This is a genomic window from Streptococcus sp. 79, from assembly GCF_013277425.1.
Lineage (GTDB): Bacteria > Bacillota > Bacilli > Lactobacillales > Streptococcaceae > Streptococcus > Streptococcus pseudopneumoniae.
This window is the reverse complement of sequence record NZ_VMMW01000076.1, coordinates 1-22,302: the sequence shown is the minus strand read 5'-3', so window position 1 is coordinate 22,302 and position 22,302 is coordinate 1. Positions and strand designations below refer to the sequence as shown.

General features: G+C 32.7%; 24 protein-coding genes. 9 read left to right on the top strand and 15 right to left on the bottom strand.

Annotated features, from left to right (window positions below; translation table 11 throughout):
• On the bottom strand, nucleotides 1–87 hold an 87-nt coding region (locus tag HT729_RS12175; protein ID WP_240164438.1), incomplete at its 3' end, for a helix-turn-helix domain-containing protein.
• Nucleotides 88–294: 207 nt separating this feature from the next.
• On the opposite strand from HT729_RS12175, the gene HT729_RS09430 reads away from it, so the two are divergent.
• The 6 genes from HT729_RS09430 to HT729_RS09405 are packed head-to-tail and all read left to right on the top strand — an operon-like array spanning nucleotide 295 to nucleotide 2,715.
• On the top strand, nucleotides 295–489 hold the full coding sequence (locus HT729_RS09430) for a helix-turn-helix transcriptional regulator (RefSeq protein ID WP_001082471.1): 195 nt from the start codon (nucleotides 295–297) through the stop codon (nucleotides 487–489).
• Nucleotides 490–504: 15 nt separating this feature from the next.
• On the top strand, nucleotides 505–1,047 hold the full coding sequence (locus tag HT729_RS09425; RefSeq protein ID WP_000712339.1) for a DUF3278 domain-containing protein: 543 nt from the start codon (nucleotides 505–507) through the stop codon (nucleotides 1,045–1,047).
• Nucleotides 1,048–1,057: 10 nt separating this feature from the next.
• Nucleotides 1,058–1,300 (top strand): hypothetical protein, encoded by a 243-nt coding sequence (locus tag HT729_RS09420; RefSeq protein WP_000711738.1) that lies wholly within the window; start codon nucleotides 1,058–1,060, stop codon nucleotides 1,298–1,300.
• Nucleotides 1,301–1,310: 10 nt separating this feature from the next.
• Nucleotides 1,311–1,637: a hypothetical protein gene (locus tag HT729_RS09415; RefSeq protein ID WP_050208529.1), complete on the top strand. Its 327-nt coding sequence runs from the start codon at nucleotides 1,311–1,313 to the stop codon at nucleotides 1,635–1,637.
• Nucleotides 1,638–1,663: 26 nt separating this feature from the next.
• Nucleotides 1,664–2,242, top strand: a complete 579-nt coding sequence (locus HT729_RS09410) for a DUF3278 domain-containing protein (protein WP_172931956.1) — start codon at nucleotides 1,664–1,666, stop codon at nucleotides 2,240–2,242.
• Complete coding sequence (locus tag HT729_RS09405) at nucleotides 2,239–2,715, top strand: glutathione peroxidase (RefSeq protein ID WP_023941504.1); 477 nt, start codon at nucleotides 2,239–2,241, stop codon at nucleotides 2,713–2,715. The genes HT729_RS09410 and HT729_RS09405 overlap by 4 nt, the downstream gene beginning before the upstream one ends.
• 221 nt (nucleotides 2,716–2,936) lie before the next feature.
• Here HT729_RS09405 and HT729_RS09400 read toward each other — a convergent pair whose 3' ends face one another.
• From HT729_RS09400 to HT729_RS09380, 5 genes are all read right to left on the bottom strand, one after another.
• Nucleotides 2,937–5,150, bottom strand: a complete 2,214-nt coding sequence (locus tag HT729_RS09400) for a TIM-barrel domain-containing protein (protein WP_172931955.1) — start codon at nucleotides 5,148–5,150, stop codon at nucleotides 2,937–2,939.
• Nucleotides 5,147–5,791: a YesL family protein gene (locus tag HT729_RS09395; protein WP_054392947.1), complete on the bottom strand. Its 645-nt coding sequence runs from the start codon at nucleotides 5,789–5,791 to the stop codon at nucleotides 5,147–5,149. Before HT729_RS09395 ends, HT729_RS09400 begins: the two co-directional genes overlap by 4 nt.
• A 203-nt stretch (nucleotides 5,792–5,994) precedes the next feature.
• A complete protein-coding gene (locus tag HT729_RS09390; protein ID WP_172931954.1) occupies nucleotides 5,995–7,560 on the bottom strand; it encodes an extracellular solute-binding protein in 1,566 nt (521 codons plus the stop codon).
• A gap of 9 nt (nucleotides 7,561–7,569) precedes the next feature.
• Nucleotides 7,570–8,466, bottom strand: coding sequence for a carbohydrate ABC transporter permease (locus HT729_RS09385; RefSeq protein WP_054392946.1), 897 nt, complete (start codon nucleotides 8,464–8,466; stop codon nucleotides 7,570–7,572).
• 17 nt (nucleotides 8,467–8,483) lie between these two features.
• Complete coding sequence (locus tag HT729_RS09380) at nucleotides 8,484–9,401, bottom strand: ABC transporter permease subunit (protein ID WP_172931953.1); 918 nt, start codon at nucleotides 9,399–9,401, stop codon at nucleotides 8,484–8,486.
• A 203-nt stretch (nucleotides 9,402–9,604) separates the two neighbouring features.
• Between HT729_RS09380 and HT729_RS09375 the strand changes: the two genes are divergently transcribed.
• Nucleotides 9,605–11,275, top strand: a complete 1,671-nt coding sequence (locus HT729_RS09375) for a histidine kinase (protein ID WP_172931952.1) — start codon at nucleotides 9,605–9,607, stop codon at nucleotides 11,273–11,275.
• Nucleotides 11,256–12,794, top strand: a complete 1,539-nt coding sequence (locus HT729_RS09370) for a helix-turn-helix domain-containing protein (RefSeq protein ID WP_172931951.1) — start codon at nucleotides 11,256–11,258, stop codon at nucleotides 12,792–12,794. The genes HT729_RS09375 and HT729_RS09370 overlap by 20 nt, the downstream gene beginning before the upstream one ends.
• Before the next feature lie 292 nt (nucleotides 12,795–13,086).
• Here the strand turns inward: HT729_RS09370 and HT729_RS09365 are convergent, their stop codons facing one another.
• The 8 genes from HT729_RS09365 to HT729_RS09330 all read right to left on the bottom strand — a co-directional run bounded on the left by HT729_RS09365 (nucleotide 13,087) and on the right by HT729_RS09330 (nucleotide 19,389).
• On the bottom strand, nucleotides 13,087–13,698 hold the full coding sequence (locus HT729_RS09365; protein WP_172931950.1) for a Fic family protein: 612 nt from the start codon (nucleotides 13,696–13,698) through the stop codon (nucleotides 13,087–13,089).
• On the bottom strand, nucleotides 13,698–13,874 hold the full coding sequence (locus HT729_RS09360) for a hypothetical protein (protein ID WP_000050754.1): 177 nt from the start codon (nucleotides 13,872–13,874) through the stop codon (nucleotides 13,698–13,700). The genes HT729_RS09365 and HT729_RS09360 overlap by 1 nt, the downstream gene beginning before the upstream one ends.
• A 164-nt stretch (nucleotides 13,875–14,038) precedes the next feature.
• Nucleotides 14,039–14,800, bottom strand: a complete 762-nt coding sequence (locus HT729_RS09355) for a MurR/RpiR family transcriptional regulator (RefSeq protein ID WP_172931949.1) — start codon at nucleotides 14,798–14,800, stop codon at nucleotides 14,039–14,041.
• 382 nt (nucleotides 14,801–15,182) lie between these two features.
• The gene (locus tag HT729_RS09350; RefSeq protein WP_172931948.1) at nucleotides 15,183–16,868 is read right to left on the bottom strand and encodes an alpha-glucosidase; all 1,686 of its coding nucleotides are present in this window, start codon (nucleotides 16,866–16,868) and stop codon (nucleotides 15,183–15,185) included.
• Complete coding sequence (locus HT729_RS09345) at nucleotides 16,868–17,284, bottom strand: PTS N-acetylglucosamine transporter subunit IIBC (protein ID WP_112444306.1); 417 nt, start codon at nucleotides 17,282–17,284, stop codon at nucleotides 16,868–16,870. Before HT729_RS09345 ends, HT729_RS09350 begins: the two co-directional genes overlap by 1 nt.
• Before the next feature lie 11 nt (nucleotides 17,285–17,295).
• On the bottom strand, nucleotides 17,296–18,108 hold the full coding sequence (locus tag HT729_RS09340) for a PTS system mannose/fructose/sorbose family transporter subunit IID (protein ID WP_001000716.1): 813 nt from the start codon (nucleotides 18,106–18,108) through the stop codon (nucleotides 17,296–17,298).
• Nucleotides 18,101–18,901: a PTS sugar transporter subunit IIC gene (locus tag HT729_RS09335; RefSeq protein ID WP_112444304.1), complete on the bottom strand. Its 801-nt coding sequence runs from the start codon at nucleotides 18,899–18,901 to the stop codon at nucleotides 18,101–18,103. Before HT729_RS09335 ends, HT729_RS09340 begins: the two co-directional genes overlap by 8 nt.
• Before the next feature lie 11 nt (nucleotides 18,902–18,912).
• On the bottom strand, nucleotides 18,913–19,389 hold the full coding sequence (locus HT729_RS09330) for a PTS sugar transporter subunit IIB (RefSeq protein WP_172931947.1): 477 nt from the start codon (nucleotides 19,387–19,389) through the stop codon (nucleotides 18,913–18,915).
• Between the two features lie 694 nt (nucleotides 19,390–20,083).
• Between HT729_RS09330 and HT729_RS09325 the strand changes: the two genes are divergently transcribed.
• Complete coding sequence (locus HT729_RS09325) at nucleotides 20,084–21,292, top strand: ATP-binding protein (protein ID WP_172931946.1); 1,209 nt, start codon at nucleotides 20,084–20,086, stop codon at nucleotides 21,290–21,292.
• Between the two features lie 428 nt (nucleotides 21,293–21,720).
• On the opposite strand, the gene HT729_RS09320 is transcribed toward HT729_RS09325, so the two are convergent.
• On the bottom strand, nucleotides 21,721–22,302 hold a 582-nt coding region (locus HT729_RS09320), incomplete at its 5' end, for an XRE family transcriptional regulator (RefSeq protein WP_172931945.1).

The window sequence follows — 22,302 nt, the reverse complement described above, 5'->3', positions numbered from 1 at the left end:
TGATTTCCCTTCCTTTTTCCATCGTTCGATTAAGCGACGGTTATCGATTGTCAAATGTTTGGCTTTTGTAGTATAATGGTTTTGCATCTCTGTGCCTTTCTTGTGTTTGTGGTTGAACAACAAGTATAACTCAGAGGTGTTTTCTTATGCCTAGAAGAGCTTTCATTTTAATGTGATAATCGGACAAGGAGACTACTATTTCTTCAAAAAATATGTCAAAAATACTTGACACTTTATATTTAAAAGAATATAATATAGTCAAATATATACGACATAAATCAGAAAGGAGACCAGATGAATCGTGTGAAAGAATTTCGCAAGGAACTGGGCATTTCCCAGCTAGAACTAGCCAAGGATATCGGTGTCTCGAGACAGACCATCAATATGATTGAAAACGACAAGTACAATCCAACCTTGGAACTCTGTCTCAATCTCGCCCGCAGCCTCCAAACTGACCTCAACAGTCTCTTTTGGGAGGATAATTTTTAAAAAAGGAGCAAACTTATGAAAAAAGAAACCTTCACGGAAAAACTGATCAAACGCATTTATGGCATTTCAGGACCACTTGATGAACACAAACGACGTGAGGCTGATCGTATCGGCAATCAAGTCTTTATCATCCTCTTTTATCTGATGACATTTGGAAATCTCATCCCCTTTGTCCTCGCTTATAAATACCCACAAATTGTCGCTATCGGCTATCCTCTTGTGGTATTCGGCATTTCGATGATTTCTGCTCTCTATGTGCTCTCCCAAACCAAAAAAACAGGGATTACAGCTATTGATCCAGATATGCTGAGCGAGAAAGAAAGCAAGCAACTACACTACCCTGGTCTGAAAGCAGGTCTACTCTATGGATTAATGAGTTTTTTTACAACCCCTCTTCTCCATATACTGCTAGGTGAGAGTCAGGACTATCTTCAGTCACTTCTTGCTTTTAAAAATATTTTTTCTAGTATTCTCCAGTCTTTCTTCTTCGGAGTGATTATACAAATTATCATCTCCCGTCGCATTGCAAAAACTAAGAAAGATCAAGATGAGGATTAGGAGGAAACTCATGAAAAAAGAAAAGAAACAGTTACGTTATCCTGGTCTGAAAGCAGGTTCGATTTATGGAACAGTGATATTTTTTATAATTCCACTCATTGATACCCTAACAAGTGAAAATCCAAATTTTATCAGTTCTCTTCTAAATACAAAACATATTTTTAAAACTATACTGGGAGCTTTCTTTTTCGGAGTGATGATACATATTGTCGACTCACTTCGCATTGCAAAAGCTAAAAAAGACCAGGATTAAGAGGTGACTTATGAAATCACTAGTAACTTTACTTACCTATCATCTTTTGTTCAGTTCTCTGCTCATCTTCATCATCATTTCAGGGGACTTACCAATCAGAGAGATATTCCTCCTTCTAGTCTTTATTCCAGCCCTCAACAAAGGACTGACTTATCTAAAGATTGACTCCCCAAAAACGCGCATACTCAACTTAGCACTATGCTTTATGATTCTATCTTTGCCACAACTGATGCTCGTCTCAGGCAATTGGAAATATTATTTACTGCTGACTATCGCTAGCATTTCTTCTATCACTTATCTTTATTATCTCTATCAATTCGTAAAAGAAAGTCAGTAAAACTGCTCATTTAGGAGGTTATTAGCATGAACAAAGAAGACTTCACCACTCGCCTACTTCGAAATTTCTTTCATATCCAAGGGCCTTTTGATGAATGCCGTCAAGAGGTTATCTACAAGGCTTGCGCCCGTTCCATGATCCAAATCTTTTACTCTTCCTTCATTCTCTTCCTATTCTATATTTTGTTCGGAAGCTTTATCGAAATTGTTCGAAATGTTATACCCTACATCTATTTTGGACTCATTTTTTTCATTACCTTAAAAACTCAGAGAGCCGTCAAAGAACTCCAGCTGGAAAAAGATGACAAGTCAGAAATCATCCTCAAAACCTACAGCAAAGCCCAAATCAAATTCCGAAGTTGGATTGTGTTTATCGGTATTCAGATTGGCCTCTTTACCTTACTCATCTTTCATAAAGTCTTCGTTCAGCAGATGTCCCTTTCAGATTTTGTGAAATTGCTCGTGCAATTCGATAAAAGTGTTCCTTTCCTAATGTATGGACTGATTATCGGTAGCATTTTTGGAACCCTGACCTACGGCTTTCTATCCCTACAGGAGGAGAAAACTCCTAAAAATACCAAACAGAAGGAGAAAAGCAAGCAATGACTTCACTATACGATTTTTCAGTCTTGAACCAAGACAATCAAGAAACTCCACTAGATGCCTATCGTGGGAAAGTTCTCTTGGTTGTCAACACTGCTACTGGATGTGGTTTAACGCCCCAGTACCAGGGACTTCAAGAACTCTATGACCGCTATCAAGAACAAGGTTTTGAAATCTTAGACTTCCCTTGTAATCAGTTTATGGGACAAGCACCCGGCAGCTCAGAGGAAATCAACAGCTTCTGTAGCCTAAACTATCAAACCACCTTCCCACGTTTTGCCAAGATTAAGGTCAACGGCAAGGAGACAGACCCTCTCTATGTTTGGTTAACAGACCAAAAATCTGGCCCACTAGGAAAACGAATCGAATGGAATTTCGCTAAGTTTCTCATCGGTCGTGATGGGCAGGTCTTTGAGCGCTTTTCTTCAAAAACAGACCCCAAACAAATTGAAGAGGCGATACAAAAATTACTATAATTCACAATCTCACTATGATTAGGTTTCTTTTAGCCTGATGAATAGTGAGATTTTTTGATGGGCTTTGACTTAAATAGAAAAACACCTCATGATATGAAACATGAAGTGTTGTAAAGTCTATGTTGTAGCTACTTATTTCACATTTTCAATGTGACCAATGATAACAAATGCCATACCGAATCTTCATATACACTAAACAAATGACTTTCTAATTATCTCAATTAGTTTTCGCTAGTAAATATCATTTCCAACAAACGCCCTCTCAATTCCTTATCCTGATGATGCAAGATATTCATTAACTCATGAGAATTTTTGGCAGTGATGAATTGATTTAATAATCTATCTTTTAATTCATATGGAAGAGAAGCTGTCTTTAGTAGTCTAAAAACTTCATCATTTAGGGATGTCCTTTTATGATCTTTCCATTCGAATTTAGCTGTATCATTCTTATTTGGCAATTCAATTATAGACACATTCGTTCCTTTAAAATGAATTCTATGTTTTCTATTGCTTGGAACGATACTAGAATCTCCTTGTAATGCCAACTCTACCATCCCCATTTCCCAGTCGATTGATAATCTTGTTTTATATCTTTGACCATTTTGATCTTCAATCATTTCAAAAGAATGTTGTTCGCCTGGGAATACATACCAATCTACAACTTCAGGTAACTCAACACCCATATCTATCTCAGAACCAACCAAGGGAATGATTGCACCACTTTTTGCAAACACAGGTATAGTCGAAATGTCTCTATAAACACTTAACTTCACACCACCTGTGTACTTTTTCTCTGAAAAGAAGTCATACCATTCACCTTCAGGGAACCATATATCCACTTTTGCAGATTGGAATGCCAAATCCATCTTTTCTACAATGGGAGCCACCATCAGTTCTGTTCCAAAAAAGTATTGATGTGGAACATTATAGCTCTCATCATTCTCTGGGTAGAAATAATACATTGGGCTAATTAATGTGGCACCTTCCTCATGTGTCTTTACATTCATAGTGTATAGATAGGGAATCATCTGATGTCTCAAACGAAGGTATTTCTTCATAATCTTAGATGTTGTTTCTGAAAAAAACCAAGGTTCTTTACTATTAAAAGGACTTCTAGAACTATGTAATCGAGTTATCGGACTAAAAACGCCAAACTGTAGCCATCTAGTTTGTAGCTCTTCGTCATAATCCCCCAGCATGTGTCCACCGATATCATGACTCCACCAACTATAACCGATATTAGATGCTGTCGCTGTAAAATAAGGTTGAAATCTTAAGGAATTCCAACTAATAATAGTATCCCCTGAAAAACCAACAGGGTAGCGGTGACTACCAGGACCTGCATATCTTGATAAAATCAAACCACCTTCTGCATTTTTACAACTATCCTGATAGTGATAATGGTTTAAAAGCCATAGTGGATCCAATATGCCTTGAGTCCCTTGTTGCCAGTCAATCCACCAAAAATCTACTCCCTGCTTTTCTAGCTCATAATGAACATCTTTAAAGTAGGATTCCCTAAAAGATGGATTAAAAAAATCAAAAATAGCAGGTTCTTCTAGTTCTACATTTAACCCCAATCGTTTGGCGACTCGAGGATAAGCTTCTTCATAAGCCCGTATACCATCAGCAGGATGGACATTTAAGGAGAGTTTTAACTTTCTATCATGAAGTTGTTGCAATAACTGTTCTGGATTTGGTATTAAGTTTCTATTCCAACTATATCCTGTCCAGCCACTTCCAAAACGAGCTGGAATGTCAGTTATATGCCAATCCATATCTAACACACCGATAGATAATGGAATTTTCTCTGTTTCAAATCTATCTATTAAATCCAAGTATTCATCCGACGTATAAGGCCAATACCTACTCCACCAATTCCCTAAAGCATATCTTGGCAACAAGGGTGTTGAACCAGTCAAATGGTAAAAGTCTCTGATTGCTCCTCTATAATCATGCCCATAGGCAAAGAAATAGAGGTCAATTTGATTTTCTCTCTCAATATAACCAGACTGTTCATCCCAAATAAATCCTTGAGAATCATCCAATAAGGCTATACCATTTCGGCTAATAATTCCATCTTCTAACGAGATTGCTCCATCTGCCTTATCCAGAGTCCGAGCTGTTCCTTTTAACGTTTCAATAGATTCACCAAAATACCAGCGACTACCATATACGGCAAAATTTCCTTTTAATTCTATAAATAAATTTTCGGCGTTAAATTCTCCTTTATTAAAGTGCAGATGAAAATAGTCCGTCATAATATCTAGTACGTTTGATGTCTCTATATAATTTAACGAAACTTGGCCAAAATCTCTATTATAGATAAGTTGTGTCGTTCTATCCTCAAAACTTCCAGTTTGAGAGTATTCTAACCTTACTAACTTGTCTGTTAATACAGAGATTCGATAAAACTCTCCCTTAAAAATTTTCAATTTGTTTTCCTCCTTTTAGTAAATTTCTTTACCTTATCAAACATTTTATTTGTTATCGTTACATTCATCAATCCGCAAAAAGCAAATCCTCCAAATGTAAATACGTAAATAGCTGTTAAAACTCGTTCTGGACTACTAAAACTCATATACAGTACAGAAATATTAAATAAAACCAACATGATAGCTTGTATTGGATTTAACATACAAATTAATACGCTATTTACAATACTATTTTTTAGATTATCTTTAAATAGACCAATATAGGGAAAAATAACACTCATCAAAAGTATTATAACAAATAAAAAGGGCAACACTAACAATAAACTATACTCTGAAAATAAACTTGAATAGCCCCAAAGACAATAGTTCACATATAAAAGTAATTCTATTAGGAGGATAAACAACCAAATAAAAGTTGACTGTTTAAAATTTTGTCTAAAGATCCGAAAATAATGATAAGCAATATCGGTATCTTTACCTTTTAAAATACGATACCACATTGTCGTAAGAGAAGTTAATGATGCCCCAATTGTAACTATTGGAATACAACTAACAATAAATAGAGTATTTAAAATAATTAAATCTGTCAAAAAAGTTAAAATTCTAACCACTTTTCCATCTAATGAAAATAATTTTTGCATAATATATTCTCCATAAAATCAATCGTCTTAACTCTATATTTTAGAATGTCAGTTGTACAAAATATTACCTAAATTATTTAAAAAACATTTCCAAATTTCTTTAAAAATTAGAATAAAGGAAGCGAGATAATTTGATGTTATCAGTCTCGCTTCCTGTAATTAGCTAGTCCCTTGTTTATACAACCAAGAGTTCATATAAAGTATTACTCTTTTACTTCTTTTTGGTAACGATTATATGCTTCCTGTTGAATCTTCATAAATTCGTCCAATCCCATATTCTTAAGAGTTTCTTTGTATGAGTCCCATTCTTTTTCTATGCCACCTTCAACTACCCATTTAGATGCTTGTTGTTTGACATAAGATTCAATACTAACATAGATTGATGATAATTTGTTAAGCTCTTCTTGTGAATAAATCACATTAGGGTAAGCTGGCAACGCAAATTGTTTCAAATCTTGGTCCATCTTCAATTTCAATCCATCACCTTGTGTTTGATCGATTTCTACGCGACTATTGATATCATCGCTTACGTATTTAGGACCAAAATCTCGAAGTGAATTAATCCATGCCCATTCATCAGCTGATTTACCATCTTTAGGAGGTAACACTTTAAACTTATCACCATTCTTTTCAGTAGCTATTCCAAATGATCCATAGAAATTCTGAATACTTGCTTCATCTGTATATAATTTATCCAACCATTTCAATAATTTAGCAGGGTTTTTACTCTTATTTGTAATCAAAATTTCATTGCGACCATAGTTATAATGATCTGGATCAGAAAAGACATATTGTTTTCCATCCATACCTTTTAAAGCAGGTAGGGCAATATACTCACTTGAATGTAAGCCAAACGTTGCATCTGCTGTCCAACCACTAGAAACACCTACTCTAGATACTCCCTTATCCATACGTTTCGCAACACTCATAGAGGTATCTTCTGTAAAGATTTCCGGATCAATCAAACCTTTTTTATAAGATTCGTGCATTGCTGCAATCCCTTGTTTATAACTTTCTTCTGTACGAAGGTAGACTGGTTTTCCATCTTTTACAGACATTTCATATGTATTATCTGCCCCTAAACGATTATTGAACGGAAGAATATATGAGAATGTTGGATCAAAGTTTCCTGCTCCGAATGGAATTTCATCAGAAGCGTCTCCATTTCCGTTCGCATCTTTATCCTTAAATTCTTGTAGTACTTTTACTAAATCATCATAAGTTTCTGGAACCTTTAATCCTAAATTATCCAGCCACTTTTTATTAATAAATAGCTGATTAGCTACCGTAGGGCGCATCGGTAATTTTTTAGGCAGGCTGTAGATATGACCATCTGGTGAAGTAATCATCGCTTTAATCTTAGGTTCTTTCTCCATAGCCTTAGTTAAATTAGGCATGTTTTCCTTGATTAAATCTTCCAATGGAATAAACAAAGATTGGTTCTGAGCAATTTCTGAATCTGTAAAAGCATTTGAACCTAAAAATGCATCTGGTAAATCTCCGCTAGCAACCAAAACAGATTTCTTATCTGCCCAATCTGCAGCTACAAGTGTATCCCATTTAACATCAATACCTGCTTCCTTGGCAGAATCTGTTAGAAAACCTTTATGATAATCTTCCCCCCAGTCAGACCAACGAACAGTTGTGATTTTATAAGAATCTTCTCCAGGCTTATCGTCCTTATTCGCATTATTGGAATTTGCACAGGCTGTTAAGCCAGCAAGTGTAACCGTTCCTAAGAACAAATATGTAAATGATTTATTTTTCATGTTTTTCTCCTATTCTTTCAAGGCGCCAATCATTACACCTTGATTAAAATATTTTTGAACAAAGGGATATAGCAACATTATCGGAGCGGTTGAAATAACAATTGCTGCATATTTCATCATATCGGCTTTGATACGAAGATCTGATGCCACTTCTCCTGTTGCTTGCGATTGTAACATTTGATTACTAATTAGTAAACGTCGTAAAATTAATTGCAATGGCTGTAAATTTTCATTCGTTAAATAAATTAAAGCATTAAACCACGAATTCCAAATACCAACTGCAGTCCAAAGTCCAATAACTGCTATAATAGCTTTTGATAACGGAACAACTATTTTAATAAAATAACGAATTGTACCACAGCCATCAATTTGCGCAGCCTCCCACATCCCGTCTGGAATACTATTATTAAAGAAAGTTCTAGCAACAATAATATTGTATGATGAAACCGCAAAAGGTACTACCATTACCCAAAATGTATCAATCAAGCCTACATTCTTTACTGTTAAGTAGGTAGGAATCAAGCCACCTGATACAAACATAGGGATTATGTATAGAATACTCATCCACTTTCTACCAACTAATTCTTTTCGAGATAAAGCATAACCAGCTGGAATATTGACTACTAAAGCAACTAAGGTACCAACAACAGTATATAAAATGGTATTTAGATAGCTACGTAAAAATAAAGGTTGTTGAATAAGACGTAAATATCCATCTAATTTCCATTCTCTAGGAATAAACCATACCTTTCCATTTGCAACATCTGAAGGATTACTAAAAGATGCAATCACTACAAACCATAACGGATAAACAATTAACAAGATAAGGAAAATTGCTAAACCATAGGTAACTATATCAAATAATAATTCAGAGTTTGTTTTTCTTGATTTATGAAACCATCTCACTTTAAGCACTCCTTCCTTTAAAAAAGACCCGTTCTAGTATATCTTTTTGAGAACCAGTTAACAGATAACAAAATTATTAGATTGACTACGGTGTTAAATAACCCTATAGCTGTCGAATAACTATACTGAAAATTCACCATACCAACTTTATAAACATAGGTCGAAATTATCTCACTTCCTGCTAAATTAAGTGGATTCTGTAGTAGTAACACTTTCTCAAAACCTACACTTAATAAACTACCTGCTCTTAATATTAATAAAATCATAGCAGTCGGCAAAAGCAATGGTAATTCTATATGCCGAATTTTTTGTAACCTAGAAGCACCATCCATAGTTGCAGCCTCATAATATGTAGGATCAATTGCAGAAAGCGCCGCTAGATAAATAATACTATCCCAACCAATATGTTGCCATACATCACTCCAAACATAAACACCTGCAAAATGACTAGGTTTTGATAAAAAATCTGGAATAGTGATTCCAATAGACTTAAATACATTCGCTAACAAACCACTAGTAGGAGATAAAAATAAGATGATCATCCCACACATAACCATTGTAGAGATAAAATGAGGTAAGTAAGTTGTCACTTGAAATATTTTTCTAAATTTCCCAACTCTTAACTGATTACTAATGATAGCTAGTATAATAGGTAAGGGGAATCCTACTACAATACTATAAAGTGAAATTTTTAATGTATTGAACATAGTTGTCCCGAATTGGAATGATGAGAAAAATTGAGTAAAGTACTTAAATCCTACCCACTGACTAGCAAAGATACCATTGGCTGGTGAATAGTCTTTAAATGCAATAATTAGTCCCAACATGGGAATATAGGAAAATAAAATTAATAGCAATATTGAAGGAAAAAGTAATATATATAACGGAATACTATGCTTTAATTTTATTTTATGAAGTTGAGATGCTACTTTCATGTTTTTCCTCCTATCTGATTTTCTACGATTATTTTACACCATATAGAATTCCCTTGATATAACTTTTTGGACTAGGTTTATCAATTTTTCAGTTTTTTTAATTTTAAAAACTATTACTTTTCCGACATCTTGATAAAACATATCTGTTTTGTTACATGATATCGTATTTTCAAAGTGCTATAATTTTAAGAGGAGAATAGTATATGAAATTAAATCACGACTTATCAAAAAAACATTCCATTCATTTTTTCTTTAAACTCCTACTTGTACTACTATTGATAAATATTTTAATCAATATTGCTATGAGTAACATAACCAGAAATTTTATTAAAAACCAAAATATAGTACACCTACGTAGTTCAATTGAAATTTATGCTGATTCTGTTAATGAGAAATTGCATTCTGTAGAACGCTTTATGTACTCAACAATAACGCATAATGAATCTTTAGAGAACTTAAATCATGTACAAACGTTTCTTGAGTATCAAGAAAATCTAAAAAAGGTTCAAACTAGCTTTATAGAGTTTGAATATCAAAATGAAACTCATATGACATTCTTATTAGAAACCGATAGTACTGATCATTTTATAAATGTCTCCAATCTTTATATTCCATATGAAGATTATCTACTGTTAAAATCAAATCTAAAATCATTGCGTAGTGATATAAGTGACCGTAAATGGAAAAATGTAACTACTAAAAACAGCGAATACTTAGTTAAATCCGTTCATTACGAAGGAAAAATCATTTATGCCGTCATATCTTCAGAAGATATCCTAAAACCTCTAAGAAAACTCAATATTGGAAATAATGGTAAACTTTCCCTAAAAGAGCCTAACAATATACCCTCCGAAAACTACCTGATTCATGCTCAAAATGAAAAAACGCATTTACCTTTCGATATTTATGTTTTAGTCGATTATGCCGAAGTCTTTAGAAATATCACACTCTTAGAAGTATTTTTATCAGCCGTTCCTATCATTATCACCATTTTATCAATCATCATTATCCTGTATATTCGTCAATGGATGATTAAACCAATAACAAGACTCACTGAACGACTCTCTCAACTCGGGGACTCCATCCCCCCTTCTGAATTTTTTATATCTGAAGGTATACTAGAAATTGATAAGGCAAATGATAAACTTAATAAAGTAATTTTTGACATGCAAGAATTAAAAATACGAGAATACCATTCACAACTAGAACTTAAGAAGATTGAACTTAATTATCTTAAGAACCAAATTCGTCCGCATTTCTACTTAAATATGTTATCAATGATTCATAGTATGCTTCAAACAAAAAACTACAAGGAAATTGAAGAGTTAACTATCCTAACTTCAAATTATCTCCGTCATTTATTTATGGCTAATCAAGATTTTTCAGAACTTAAAGATGAAGTTCAGCATATTAAAGATTATTTAGAAATACAACAAATTCGATATGGAAATAGCATCTACTTTTCACTAAACTACAATGATGACCTACAAAATACTCTTGTCCCATCATTACTGTTACAAACATTTATTGAAAACACAATCAAACACGGTTTTTCATTTCAGGATTTATTTACAATTTTGCTATCGATAAAAAAAGTAAAAACTGAGAACTCAGATTACATTCATATTTGTATCGAGGATAATGGTCCAGGTTTCTCTGAAGAAATTTTATCAAAACTAAATCAGAAACAGTCTCTAATAACAGAAGATGGACATCATATCGGGATCACAAACACCATCGAACGTTTAAATCTTCTCTATCCTAATGACTATAGTATTGCATTTGAAAATAATGAAGAAGGTGGGGCTAAAATTCTTTTACTTATTCCATACAAGATTATCGACGGAGGTTATAATGAACATCTTATTAGTTGATGACGATCGTTTTATCATTGAAGCTTTACGAGAGAAAATAAATTGGGCTAAACTACACATTGACACTGTTTATGTTGCCTATAGCCTCACTCAAGCTCAAAATATTATTAGAGAGTATCCTATTGATCTCATGATAAGCGATATAGAAATGCCTCAAGGTAGTGGCCTCGAACTCTTATCTTGGATTAGAAATGAAAAATATGATATAAAAACAATTTTTTTAACCAATTACGCCGACTTCAACTATGCTCAAAAAGCAATTGAATTACAAAGCTTCGAATACTATCTAAAACCCATTAACTTTGAAAAATTAGAATTTATTATTCAAAAAGCCATTAGTAAAATTGAGAATCATAACTTAAACGGAAAAAATGATGCACTTTTACAAATAGAAGATAACTTCTGGTATGATTACCTTAGAAAACCTCAAATTTCTCGCATTGATGAGCTAGAAAATATAGCAAGCAAACAAGATTTTATTCTTCAAAAACACCAGTATTTTTTTCTTGCAGTTTTAACAATCAATCTTAATGAAGAAGATTATTCTGCAGAAACTCCATCATGGACTTCTCAACTAAAAAGAGAACTTCAAAGAATTTCACAACCTTCTTATAAGCTGATAAGTTTGTTCAAGATGGAAAGTCAGGTTGATCAATATGTTTGTCTCTTTAGAGTGGACTCATCCAAACGTAGTGACAAATTAGCATATGAGATTCATTCTCAAATTTCTAATAACTTTAGTAAATACTCAAACATTATATATAAGAGTTGCCATAAAATATCCGATATTTTATTTCATACCAAAGAACTCTACACTTATAATGAACAATATGTTTCTTATTGGAATACTATTACATGTGTTCCACATAGTTTTCCAACTTCCTTTAAAACAGAAACTCTTTCAATTACTTTTTTAGATACCTTAAGTGAATACGAATTAAGAGAAAAAATTAATTCACTTGCTTATAATTCTCAAATTCCTACTTTCACACTACAACAAATTTTACTAGATTGGACTCAACAAATAGGAATATATCTAGATCAAAAAGGAATTTCGGCACATAAATTGTTCCAAAACAGCACTCATGATTTCTTATTCCAACGACGCTTTCATTCAATTGAATCTTTTCAGGATTACTTTGATTATTACTGGTCACATGCTAAGAAATTTGCAACAAACATTGAAAACCAAAAAAATAGTATTCAACGCATCGTCGAATACATAGATCATCACTACTATGAAGATATAAATCGTTCTATATTAGCAGATATGGTTTATCTCAGCGCAGATCATTTAGCTAGAATTTTTAAAAAAGAAACTGGAGAAACTCTTGTTAAATATATAACGGATAAACGCATTAATGCTGCTAAATCTCTCCTATCTCAAACAAATATATCGATATCACAAGTATCTTGTCAAGTAGGGTATGATAATTATTCTTACTTTACTAAAATTTTTAAACAAAGGACTGGACTTTCTCCTGGAGATTACCGTAAAACTTATCAAAACAAAATGTAAGCAATCTAAATCATTGAAATGATAAAGGCTGTGGTAAGCTTTGACACTCTACAATTTTTCCAAAGATAGCTCCATAAACTTATTTGAAATTGCTGATAAGGTAACTTCTTAAAAAGTCAGTTTGAAAAAAACAGCCAGTAAATATTTCTAGGATAAAACGTATACTATCAATCTTTTACTGTACTGACCCCAAAAAGTTAGACAGAAAAAAATCTAACTTTTAAGGTGCAGATTACATAAAATATTCTAGTACAATAGAGCATTCTTATCCAGGGTAGTCGAATGTATAAACTCATAACTTGAAAAGAATTTTTTCAAATAACTTCGTTAATTTAGTTTTGTCTCCATAAACTGTACCATCCATATATAAATGATAAATCTCATCATCATCACCAATTGATATTTCACATTCAAAACCTTTCATCAAAGCTAAAGAACGAATAACCTCCCTCTGCGTTCTACCGTTTCCTTCACGGAATGGATGAAAATAATTGAGATTATCTAAAATTTCGACCAATAAGTGAACGACTTCTTTTCTACTATTGGCATTGTCATGAAATCTATCTATCAAATTATTAAGGTAAGTAAGTGCTGTATCGAAAGACTGAATCGGCATAAAAGCATTACCACTTTTTGAAATATTGACTTTTCTAAATTCACCTGCCCAATGATACATATCTTCAAACAAAAATTGATGAATTTTCAATATATCTTCTACACTATAAACTGGGATAGGATTGATAAATAATTTCAAACTCTTACTAGCAACCATACGATATTCAAGCTCACGTGCTTTTTGTTCATCTCGTTCTTCCTGCTTATTTCTTAGAACTGAAGAATCTGGATAGGTATATAAATTATTCGGATCAATATAGTCATAAGAATCATAACATTTACGCTTCATTAAGCCATCCCCAGAGCAAGAGCTTCATCTCGTAATTTTTCAACATCGCTAACCGTAGGTCGCCATCCTTCAATCATATTTGTACTTAAAGCATACCAAACACTCTTAAAAACGGAGCGGTTTTCAAAAGCTACTCCCATGATTGTCATCTTTTCTTTATCTATATCTAAGGACATATGCTACCTCCTTTAGTTACATTATACCATGTTTCTATGTAATTTCTTTTTCATTTTTAACTAATGTACTGTAATCATTTTAGTCATTTTAAAAACGTTTTAAAATTTTTTAGGTTAATCATAATTTTATTTTAAGCTATAAAAAACATCAGGAATGATCAGCTTTAATCACCTAACTTATTTACAAATTCTCTATACTTTCTTGCCAGAATCATTAATACTATATATAAGCAAGACATAGAGCGACTATCAAGGTCTGGATTTTCGTCTATTCTACTAATTTCATAAAACAATTGATACGTTGAATTATTCTTTAGAAAATTATCGCTAAACTCCGTTACACCAATAATAGTAACTCCCTTTGCATTTAATTTATTTATAGTTGTTTGTATCCCTTTAGTATTTCCACTCAATGATGTAATTATCACTAAATCATCTTTATTCAAATTATCAGCTAGCATGGAAAAATTCGTTTCCCCTGAAACAAGATAATTTGGACGATGACTTAAGAATAATTCATTTGACAACTCTTTCGTAAAATTGTTTTGAGTGAAACCAGTGGCATACAATATTACTTGGGAAGCTTCATAAATTTTTTTTAAAATGGGCAAAAAATCTAATTCTGTAGCAAATCGAAATGTTTTCTGTATATCCATTTGTAATTGAGATAACAAGTCTATTTTATCCACTGATTTTGTTTTAGAGATTGAATCTTGAATCGAATATCTCATATCTGTAAAACCTCTAAAACCAATCTTCTTCGCTAATCTCAAAACAGTGCTTTTTGAAGTTAATAAAAGTTCTCCTACTTCTACTATCGTTTTTGATACAATTAATTCTTTATGTTGAACAATGAACTGCAACATCTCTTTTTCACTCATTGTTAAACTATCATAGTTAACTTCAACATGCTGTTCAAAATTCATTTTTTCATCCTTTTTATTTACATCATTATTTTCAAAATCGGTGTTGTTATTAAAAGTGCATATCCATTTGAAAATCCTATAAAACAATTTAATTCTATCATAAACAAACATAGAATTAAAGATAAAACATCTTCTTCATAGATTATATACATCCGAACTCATATTTGATTGAATTAGGCTTCAATAAATAAGTTAGTAGAAGAAACAAAATCAAAAAACGCACAATATCAAGTTTAGAAAAATTTGATATCATACGTTTCCTCATGAATAGATTTTATAAATTCCCTATTTCAATTGAATTTTGCTCTAGTATTTAAACTTAATAGTATTAGCTCTCACTATACTCGACAAATAGGTTCTATTCAAAGTTTTGCAAAAATCTTTATTGTTCTATTAAGAAAACTTGAGCCTCAAAAGGTTTCAATTCAAAAAATTTTGGAAGCTGTTTAAGTTCTGATTCATAATTTCCAATTAAATGTTTTACTTGACGACCAATCAGTTTCGATGGCACTTGCGAGGTAGTAGGTTGTTTAGAGAATGAACACACAATTAATAAAATTTGTTTATTATATTCCCGTACATAACTAAAGACATCACTATCTTCTTCGTTTATCAATTCATACTTCCCATGAATTATAATTGGGTAATCACGCCTCAAGCTGATTAATTTTTGATAATAATAAAAAATTGAGTTTGAATCTTCAAGACAGGCTTCTGCATTTATAGAAGAATTGTCTGGAGAATACTGTATCCAAGGGTTTCCACTTGAAAAACCATATCCTTCTTCTTTATTTCCATTCCATGGGAACGGTGTTCTCGCATTATCTCTAGATTTTAAATAAATTGAATTATTTATATAAGATGAAGATTCACCATTTTCCTTCATAAGTTCATAAAAATATTTAGTCTCGATATCTTTGTAATTCTCTACAGAATCAAAATGAACATTCTTCATCCCCAACTCTTCACCTTGAAAAACATACGGAGTTCCCTTCATCATATGCAATAAGGTAGCTAACATCTTTGCTGACTGTACCCTAAATTCACCATCATCACCAAATCGAGTGACAGCTCTTGGTTGATCGTGATTACTCCAGTATAGTGAATTCCACCCTTTTTCTAACTTCAATTGCCACTCTGTTAAAACTGATTTTAAATCACTTACTTTAAAGCGTATATCTGAGAACTTACCATATCTACCATAATCCAAGTGCATGTGATCAAAATGAAACACCATATTCAATTCTTCATTTTCGGGTAGAGTATACTGCAAAGCTTGATCACTGTTTGTATTTGGAGCTTCACCAACTGTCATTACATTATATCGGCTTAGAACTTCCTGATTTAGTTCATGTAAAAACTCATGAACTCGTGGGCCATTTGAAGCTCCTACATAATAAGATTTAGTGTATGGAACTCCATCCGGTGCGTCAGGATAGTCCTGCCTTTTACTTATCAATGTAATGACATCCATCCTGAAACCATCAATTCCTAAATCAAACCATTTGGTCATCATTTTTTGAATTTCTTGACGTACCGTTGGATTTTCCCAATTTAAATCTGGTTGTTCCTTGGCAAAACAATGTAAATAATATTGATTTCGTTCTGGAACATACTCCCATGCAGATCCACCAAAAGTGGAACCCCAATTATTAGGTTCGCTACCATCTGGCTTAGGATCTTTCCAAATATAGTAATCAGAATATGGATTATTTTTATTTTTTCTAGATTCAATAAACCATGAATGCTTATCACTGGTATGATTCACAACCAAGTCAAGAATAATCTTTATTTCTAATTTATGAGCTTCTGCTAACAATTCTTGAAAATCTTCCATTGTCCCATAAATTGATAGGATTCTTTCATAATCACTGATATCGTATCCATTATCCACCAATGGTGATTCATAGATAGGATTAAGCCAAATAACATCAATTCCTAACTTATGGAGATACGGTAATTTTTCTTTTATTCCATTCAGGTCTCCTACACCATCTCCATTTGAATCCTTAAAACTTTGAGGATAAATTTGATAAACAACACTATTTTTCCACCAAGCATCTGCCATCACTCATCATCCTCATCAGTCACTTGATTATATATATCATTCACAAAAAGTAATTGATTCTTTGCTTCGTCAATAGACTTTCTAATTAACTCTTCAGATAAATCTTCGCTTTCAATAGATAACAAAAGCGTCATAATAATTGGTAAATTCATCCCTGTTACAAGAAACAAATTTCTTTTGCTCATATACCTAATAAAAGTTTGGTTCACCGATCCACCAAGCAAATCTGTAAAAATCAGAACTTTTTCGTCAACGGGATAACTTTCTAAAAGTTTTGAAATTTCGTCTTCAATTGGCTCATTATTAATATAGGCTGCAATTACATCAATTTTTCCAATAGATGGGATTAAGTACTCTATAGTATCCTTCATCCCAGTTGCAAGATGATGATGACTTGCAATAATAACTTTTGTCATATTTTCTCCTTTTAATTAACTGATAAAATGCCAAAGTAAGACAGAATTAAAGATAGAATAATAATTCCAAAAATAATTTGAATTACGGATAACTTCTTATTCGCTAACAATTTGTAAACTAAATAAGTCATCACTGCAGGTAATAGCGCTGGCATGATTTTATCAAGAATATCGTCTTGAATTACTAGTTTAACATCTCCTGTAGTAAATACTGTCGAAATCTTCATTTTAACTACAGATGGGATTAAAGCTCCAACAACCGTTAAACCCATGATTGAAGCAGATTCAGTAAAAATATTTAATTTTTCACCTAATCCGGTTATCAACTTCAAACCAGAATCATATCCGATATCAAATAATTTAAATCGGAAAAATAGGAAGAAAACATTCAAAACTAACCAAATTATTGCACCAATTGGATTCCCTTCTAATCCCATATATGCTGCAATTGAGCCCATGATTGTTGGATATAATACCCAAATTAAGGTATCACCTACACCAGCAAGTGGTCCCATCATACCAGTTTTAAAATTTTGTACCGTATCTAAAGATTCAACACCATCTTTTTCTTCCATTGCTATACTTGCACCTAATAAGATATTAGCCATCCAAGTAGTAGTATTAAAATACTTAAAATGATTATTCAATGACGCAACATATTCATCATCATTTGGATAGATTTTTCTTAAAACTTTATTTAATCCATAAACAACTGCTGGTCCCTGTTGATTCTCATAATTAAAAGTATTACATGCCATAAACATATATCTGAACGCGGCATTACGAATATCTTTTTTTGTTATTTTTTGTTGTACATCATTCATCAAAGTCATCTCCAAATTCTTCAGCTCCGGCAACTGTTGAAGAGACAACAGTTGATACATTTTTATTCATAGTGAAATAGTAATATGCAATGGCAAAACCAGCAAGAGAAATTCCTAAAATTGGTAAATTCAAATATGCTGCAAGGATAAAGCCAACAATAAGCATGCTTAAATATTTTTTAGTAGGCATCACCTGTAATAGAATCGCGATTCCGACAACAGGTAGGATACTACCTGCAATAGATAAACCATTAGTGAACCATTCTGGTACACTATTCAAAATTACATTTACAATTTTATCTCCAAAAATGACACAAAGGGCTGTCGGAATTGCTGTTGATAAACCAAAAATAACCGGTCCAATCCAAAAAATTCGATTCATCTTAGTAAACTTTTTCTCATTAGCTGCCTTCTGAGCTGCGTGGGTTACATATGTATTAAGTATTTTTGCTAAAACATCCAACTGAATCCCAAGCATTCCAACAGGAACTCCTACTGCTAAAGCTACAGCTTTTGCAGACTCTACATTACTTGTTGTTTTAATCGCAATAAAACCACCTACTAATGCTGCTAGTCCCCAGTTTGGTACTGATGAACCACCAATGTTTGCAACACCTAATGCCATCAATTGGAATGTTCCACCAATAATCATTGCTGTTTTCATATCTCCCATAATAATTCCAACAAATAATGAAACCATTATAGGAAACCAAGTACTTAGTACCAATCCTTGTTGATCTAGTACTACCCAAAACGACAATAAAATAATAAGTAAACCTTGAATCACTTCCATAGTATCATCTCCTATTTAATATACTTTTCTAAATTTTCCTCTGGATCAGAAGGAACAAAATGGAATGTTACCTCAACACCAAGTGTTTTTAATCTTTTCAAATCAGCAATTTCTTTTTCATTGACAGATACCATCTTCTTGACTGTTTTTTTTCCTTCACCATCAAACATTATTCCAACGTTAACTTTTGGTATCTTTACTCCACCTTCAACCAATGCCACCAATGTTTCAGGTTCTCGAACAATTAGTAAAACATTATGATTATCATACTTGCCATCTGCAAAATTTGTAATCGCAGTATCTGTATCAATAATTGACATTCCAGTTCCTGCAGGTTTACTCATCCTCATAGCAGCCTTTTGGACTTCGTCCTTACTTACTTCATTATCTACTACCATCAACCTTTTGGCATTTGTAGCCCCCGCCCATTGTGTTACCACAATACCATGAATCATGCGTTGATCAATTCTTGCTAATACTACTGACATATAGCTTCTCCTTTTTTTAAGTTATGATAGAATTATAAAACACGAAAACGCTTAACACAAGATGTTATAAGCATTTCGGGAGATGTATTGAAAAGTTGGGATAAGTAGCAAATTAGTGAGAAATTTCCCGGCATAAGAAATTTATGTATCTGCTATCTTTTTCTTTCATTTGATTATTAGTATTCAAGATAAAATCGTCTAACAAACTATTTTATAAAATAATTTTAGTTAATCAAAAAAATTTAGGACATTTTTAAATCATAACACCCATCTAACGGGTGGTTTGCACCGAGGCTAGAAGCCCAAATTGCCAAAGGATGGAATAAAAGCCTTAGAGTTTTATTAAGGATAATTATAATCTTGATTTGGCTGATAGAACTAACCTCCAAGGGCATTTTCCCGAAATGAGAACATAATCATTTCTAATTTATATCCAATGGCTATTGGTGGTTAACTTATCATAATCATAAAAAGTAGGCGAAAAATGCGAACTACTGTATCACAAAGTTGATGTAATAGTTTAACAACAAACGCACAGCTACTTCATGTCAGTTCAAATGATTTTATTATCGTCATTTTCTATTCTGAAGATATTATTTCTAGATATTTAAAAATAACAAAACAAATTCCATTTTATTTCCAAATATTTGAAAATAACGTCTATTTGTATTATACTATCTTTGAGGTATCTATTATGAACTATATTAAAAGACCACATTATTTAGACTTTTTAAGAAGACATCGTGACCGACAAATCATTAAGGTTGTGAGTGGAGTTAGACGAGCTGGTAAATCTGTGCTTTTTCAACTCTATAAAGAGGAGTTACTAGCAACTGGCGTAGACGAGGATCAGATTATATCCATCAATTTCGAAGATTTGAGTTACTATGACCTGCGACATTTTCAAACATTATTCGCTTATATAAAAAAGCAGTTAGTTGGGGAGAAAACATACTATATCTTTTTAGATGAAATTCAACATGTTGAAAAATTTGAATTGGTAGCAGATAGTCTATTCATCTTGCCAAATGTAGACCTCTATTTGACTGGATCAAACGCCTACTTTATGAGTAGCCAATTAGCTACAAACTTGACTGGTCGGTATGTTGAGATAGAGGTTCTTCCTTTGTCATTTGAAGAATACCTATCAGGCCAATCTCTCTCAGAGAATCTGAATACAACAGAAATTTTTAACAATTATCTCTTTAGTGCTTTCCCTTACTTATTGCAAACATCATCTTACGCTGAAAAAATTGACTATCTCAGAGGAATATATAACTCCATACTGTTAAATGATATTGTCACTAGATTGGGAAATCCAAATCCTACTATTATTGAGCGCATTGTCCGAACCCTTCTCAGTAGTACAGGTAGCTTAATATCAACAAATAAGATTCGCAATACCCTAGTCAGCCAAAATGTTTCCATATCTCACAATACTTTGGAAAATTATTTGACGACTTTGACAGACAGTTTACTTTTTTATTCCGTTCCACGTTTTGATGTAAAAGGCAGAGCATTATTACAACGCTTAGAAAAATATTATCCCGTTGATTTAGGTTTACGACACCTCTTATTACCAGACCACAAAGAAGATATTGGGCATATCTTGGAAAATATTGTATATTTGGAATTAAGACGTAGATATTCACAAGTATATGTTGGTAATTTAGATAAATATGAGGTTGATTTTGTTGTTGTAACTGATCTTGGTCACTACGCTTATTATCAGGTCAGTGAAACAACACTTGCTCCAGAAACACTAGACAGAGAACTTAGACCACTAGAAGCCATTAAAGATCAATTCCCAAAATATCTATTAACAATGGATACGATTCAACCAACAGCCAATTACAATGGTATTGAGAAGAAAAATATCATAGATTGGTTACTAGAAAAATAGATAAATATAAATCATGCAGCTAACTAGATTTGCAACAGTCTGTTATCAATGATTCTACCAAAACCCTAACAAGATATAGCGAATTTAGAACACTGATACTTGAAAGATAACATGGGATCTATAACTTTTGGAAGTACTATCATCATAGTCTTGTTAAAGAAAAGCATCACCCACTTTTTCAAATAAGATTAAATTATAACTAAATTATAATGAAAAAGAGACTGAGCAATCAGTCTTTAAAACCCTAAAAAACGCATACTATCAGGTGTTGAATGAACTGCACCCGCATAGCGGGTGGTTTTTTTGTCTCGCACCTAACGGAGCGAGACGAACTAATAGTCACATAATCATAAGGCTGATAGTATTAATCTAACTATCAGCCTTACAGGCTATTTAATGTTTAAGTAACACTCCAATATCAAGATAAACTAAACAGCATCTAGTTCCTTCAAATAATTTTCTATCTTCATCAACATTAAAGGATTGTTATAAATCTTACATAACTCTCTTGCTTCTATATAATAATTTTTGACTTGTTCTTTGTCTAGAAATTTGGCTCCAGCATTTCCTACAAGAATAAGTAGAGGAGCCAGTTGGTAGCTTGTCTGTCTTTGTTTACAGAGTTCAATCGTCTCAAGAGCTTCTTGGATGGCTTCATTATATTTTTCCTTTGATACTAGGTAGTGAGCGTAGTTGTAACGAACTCTGATGTAGCCAAATAAAAACTCTTGATGCTCAAATTTTTTTGTCTGATATAACTCCATCAAATGAGAGTAGTTTGCCTCATATTCTTGTTCACGACCCACTAAGGAATAGAAATTAGATAGAGTATTCAAGGCCTTTAAATAAATCAGAGTATTTGAAGAGACTTTTAATAATATATTTTCCAATGACGAAATTGCCTCACACTTACTGTCATATTGATAGAAGTCAATAATAGCTTTAATCCATTCAAGGTAAATTCGGTCTTCTAGTGTTAGAAAAGTACTTCGTTCAATCTCTATTCTATA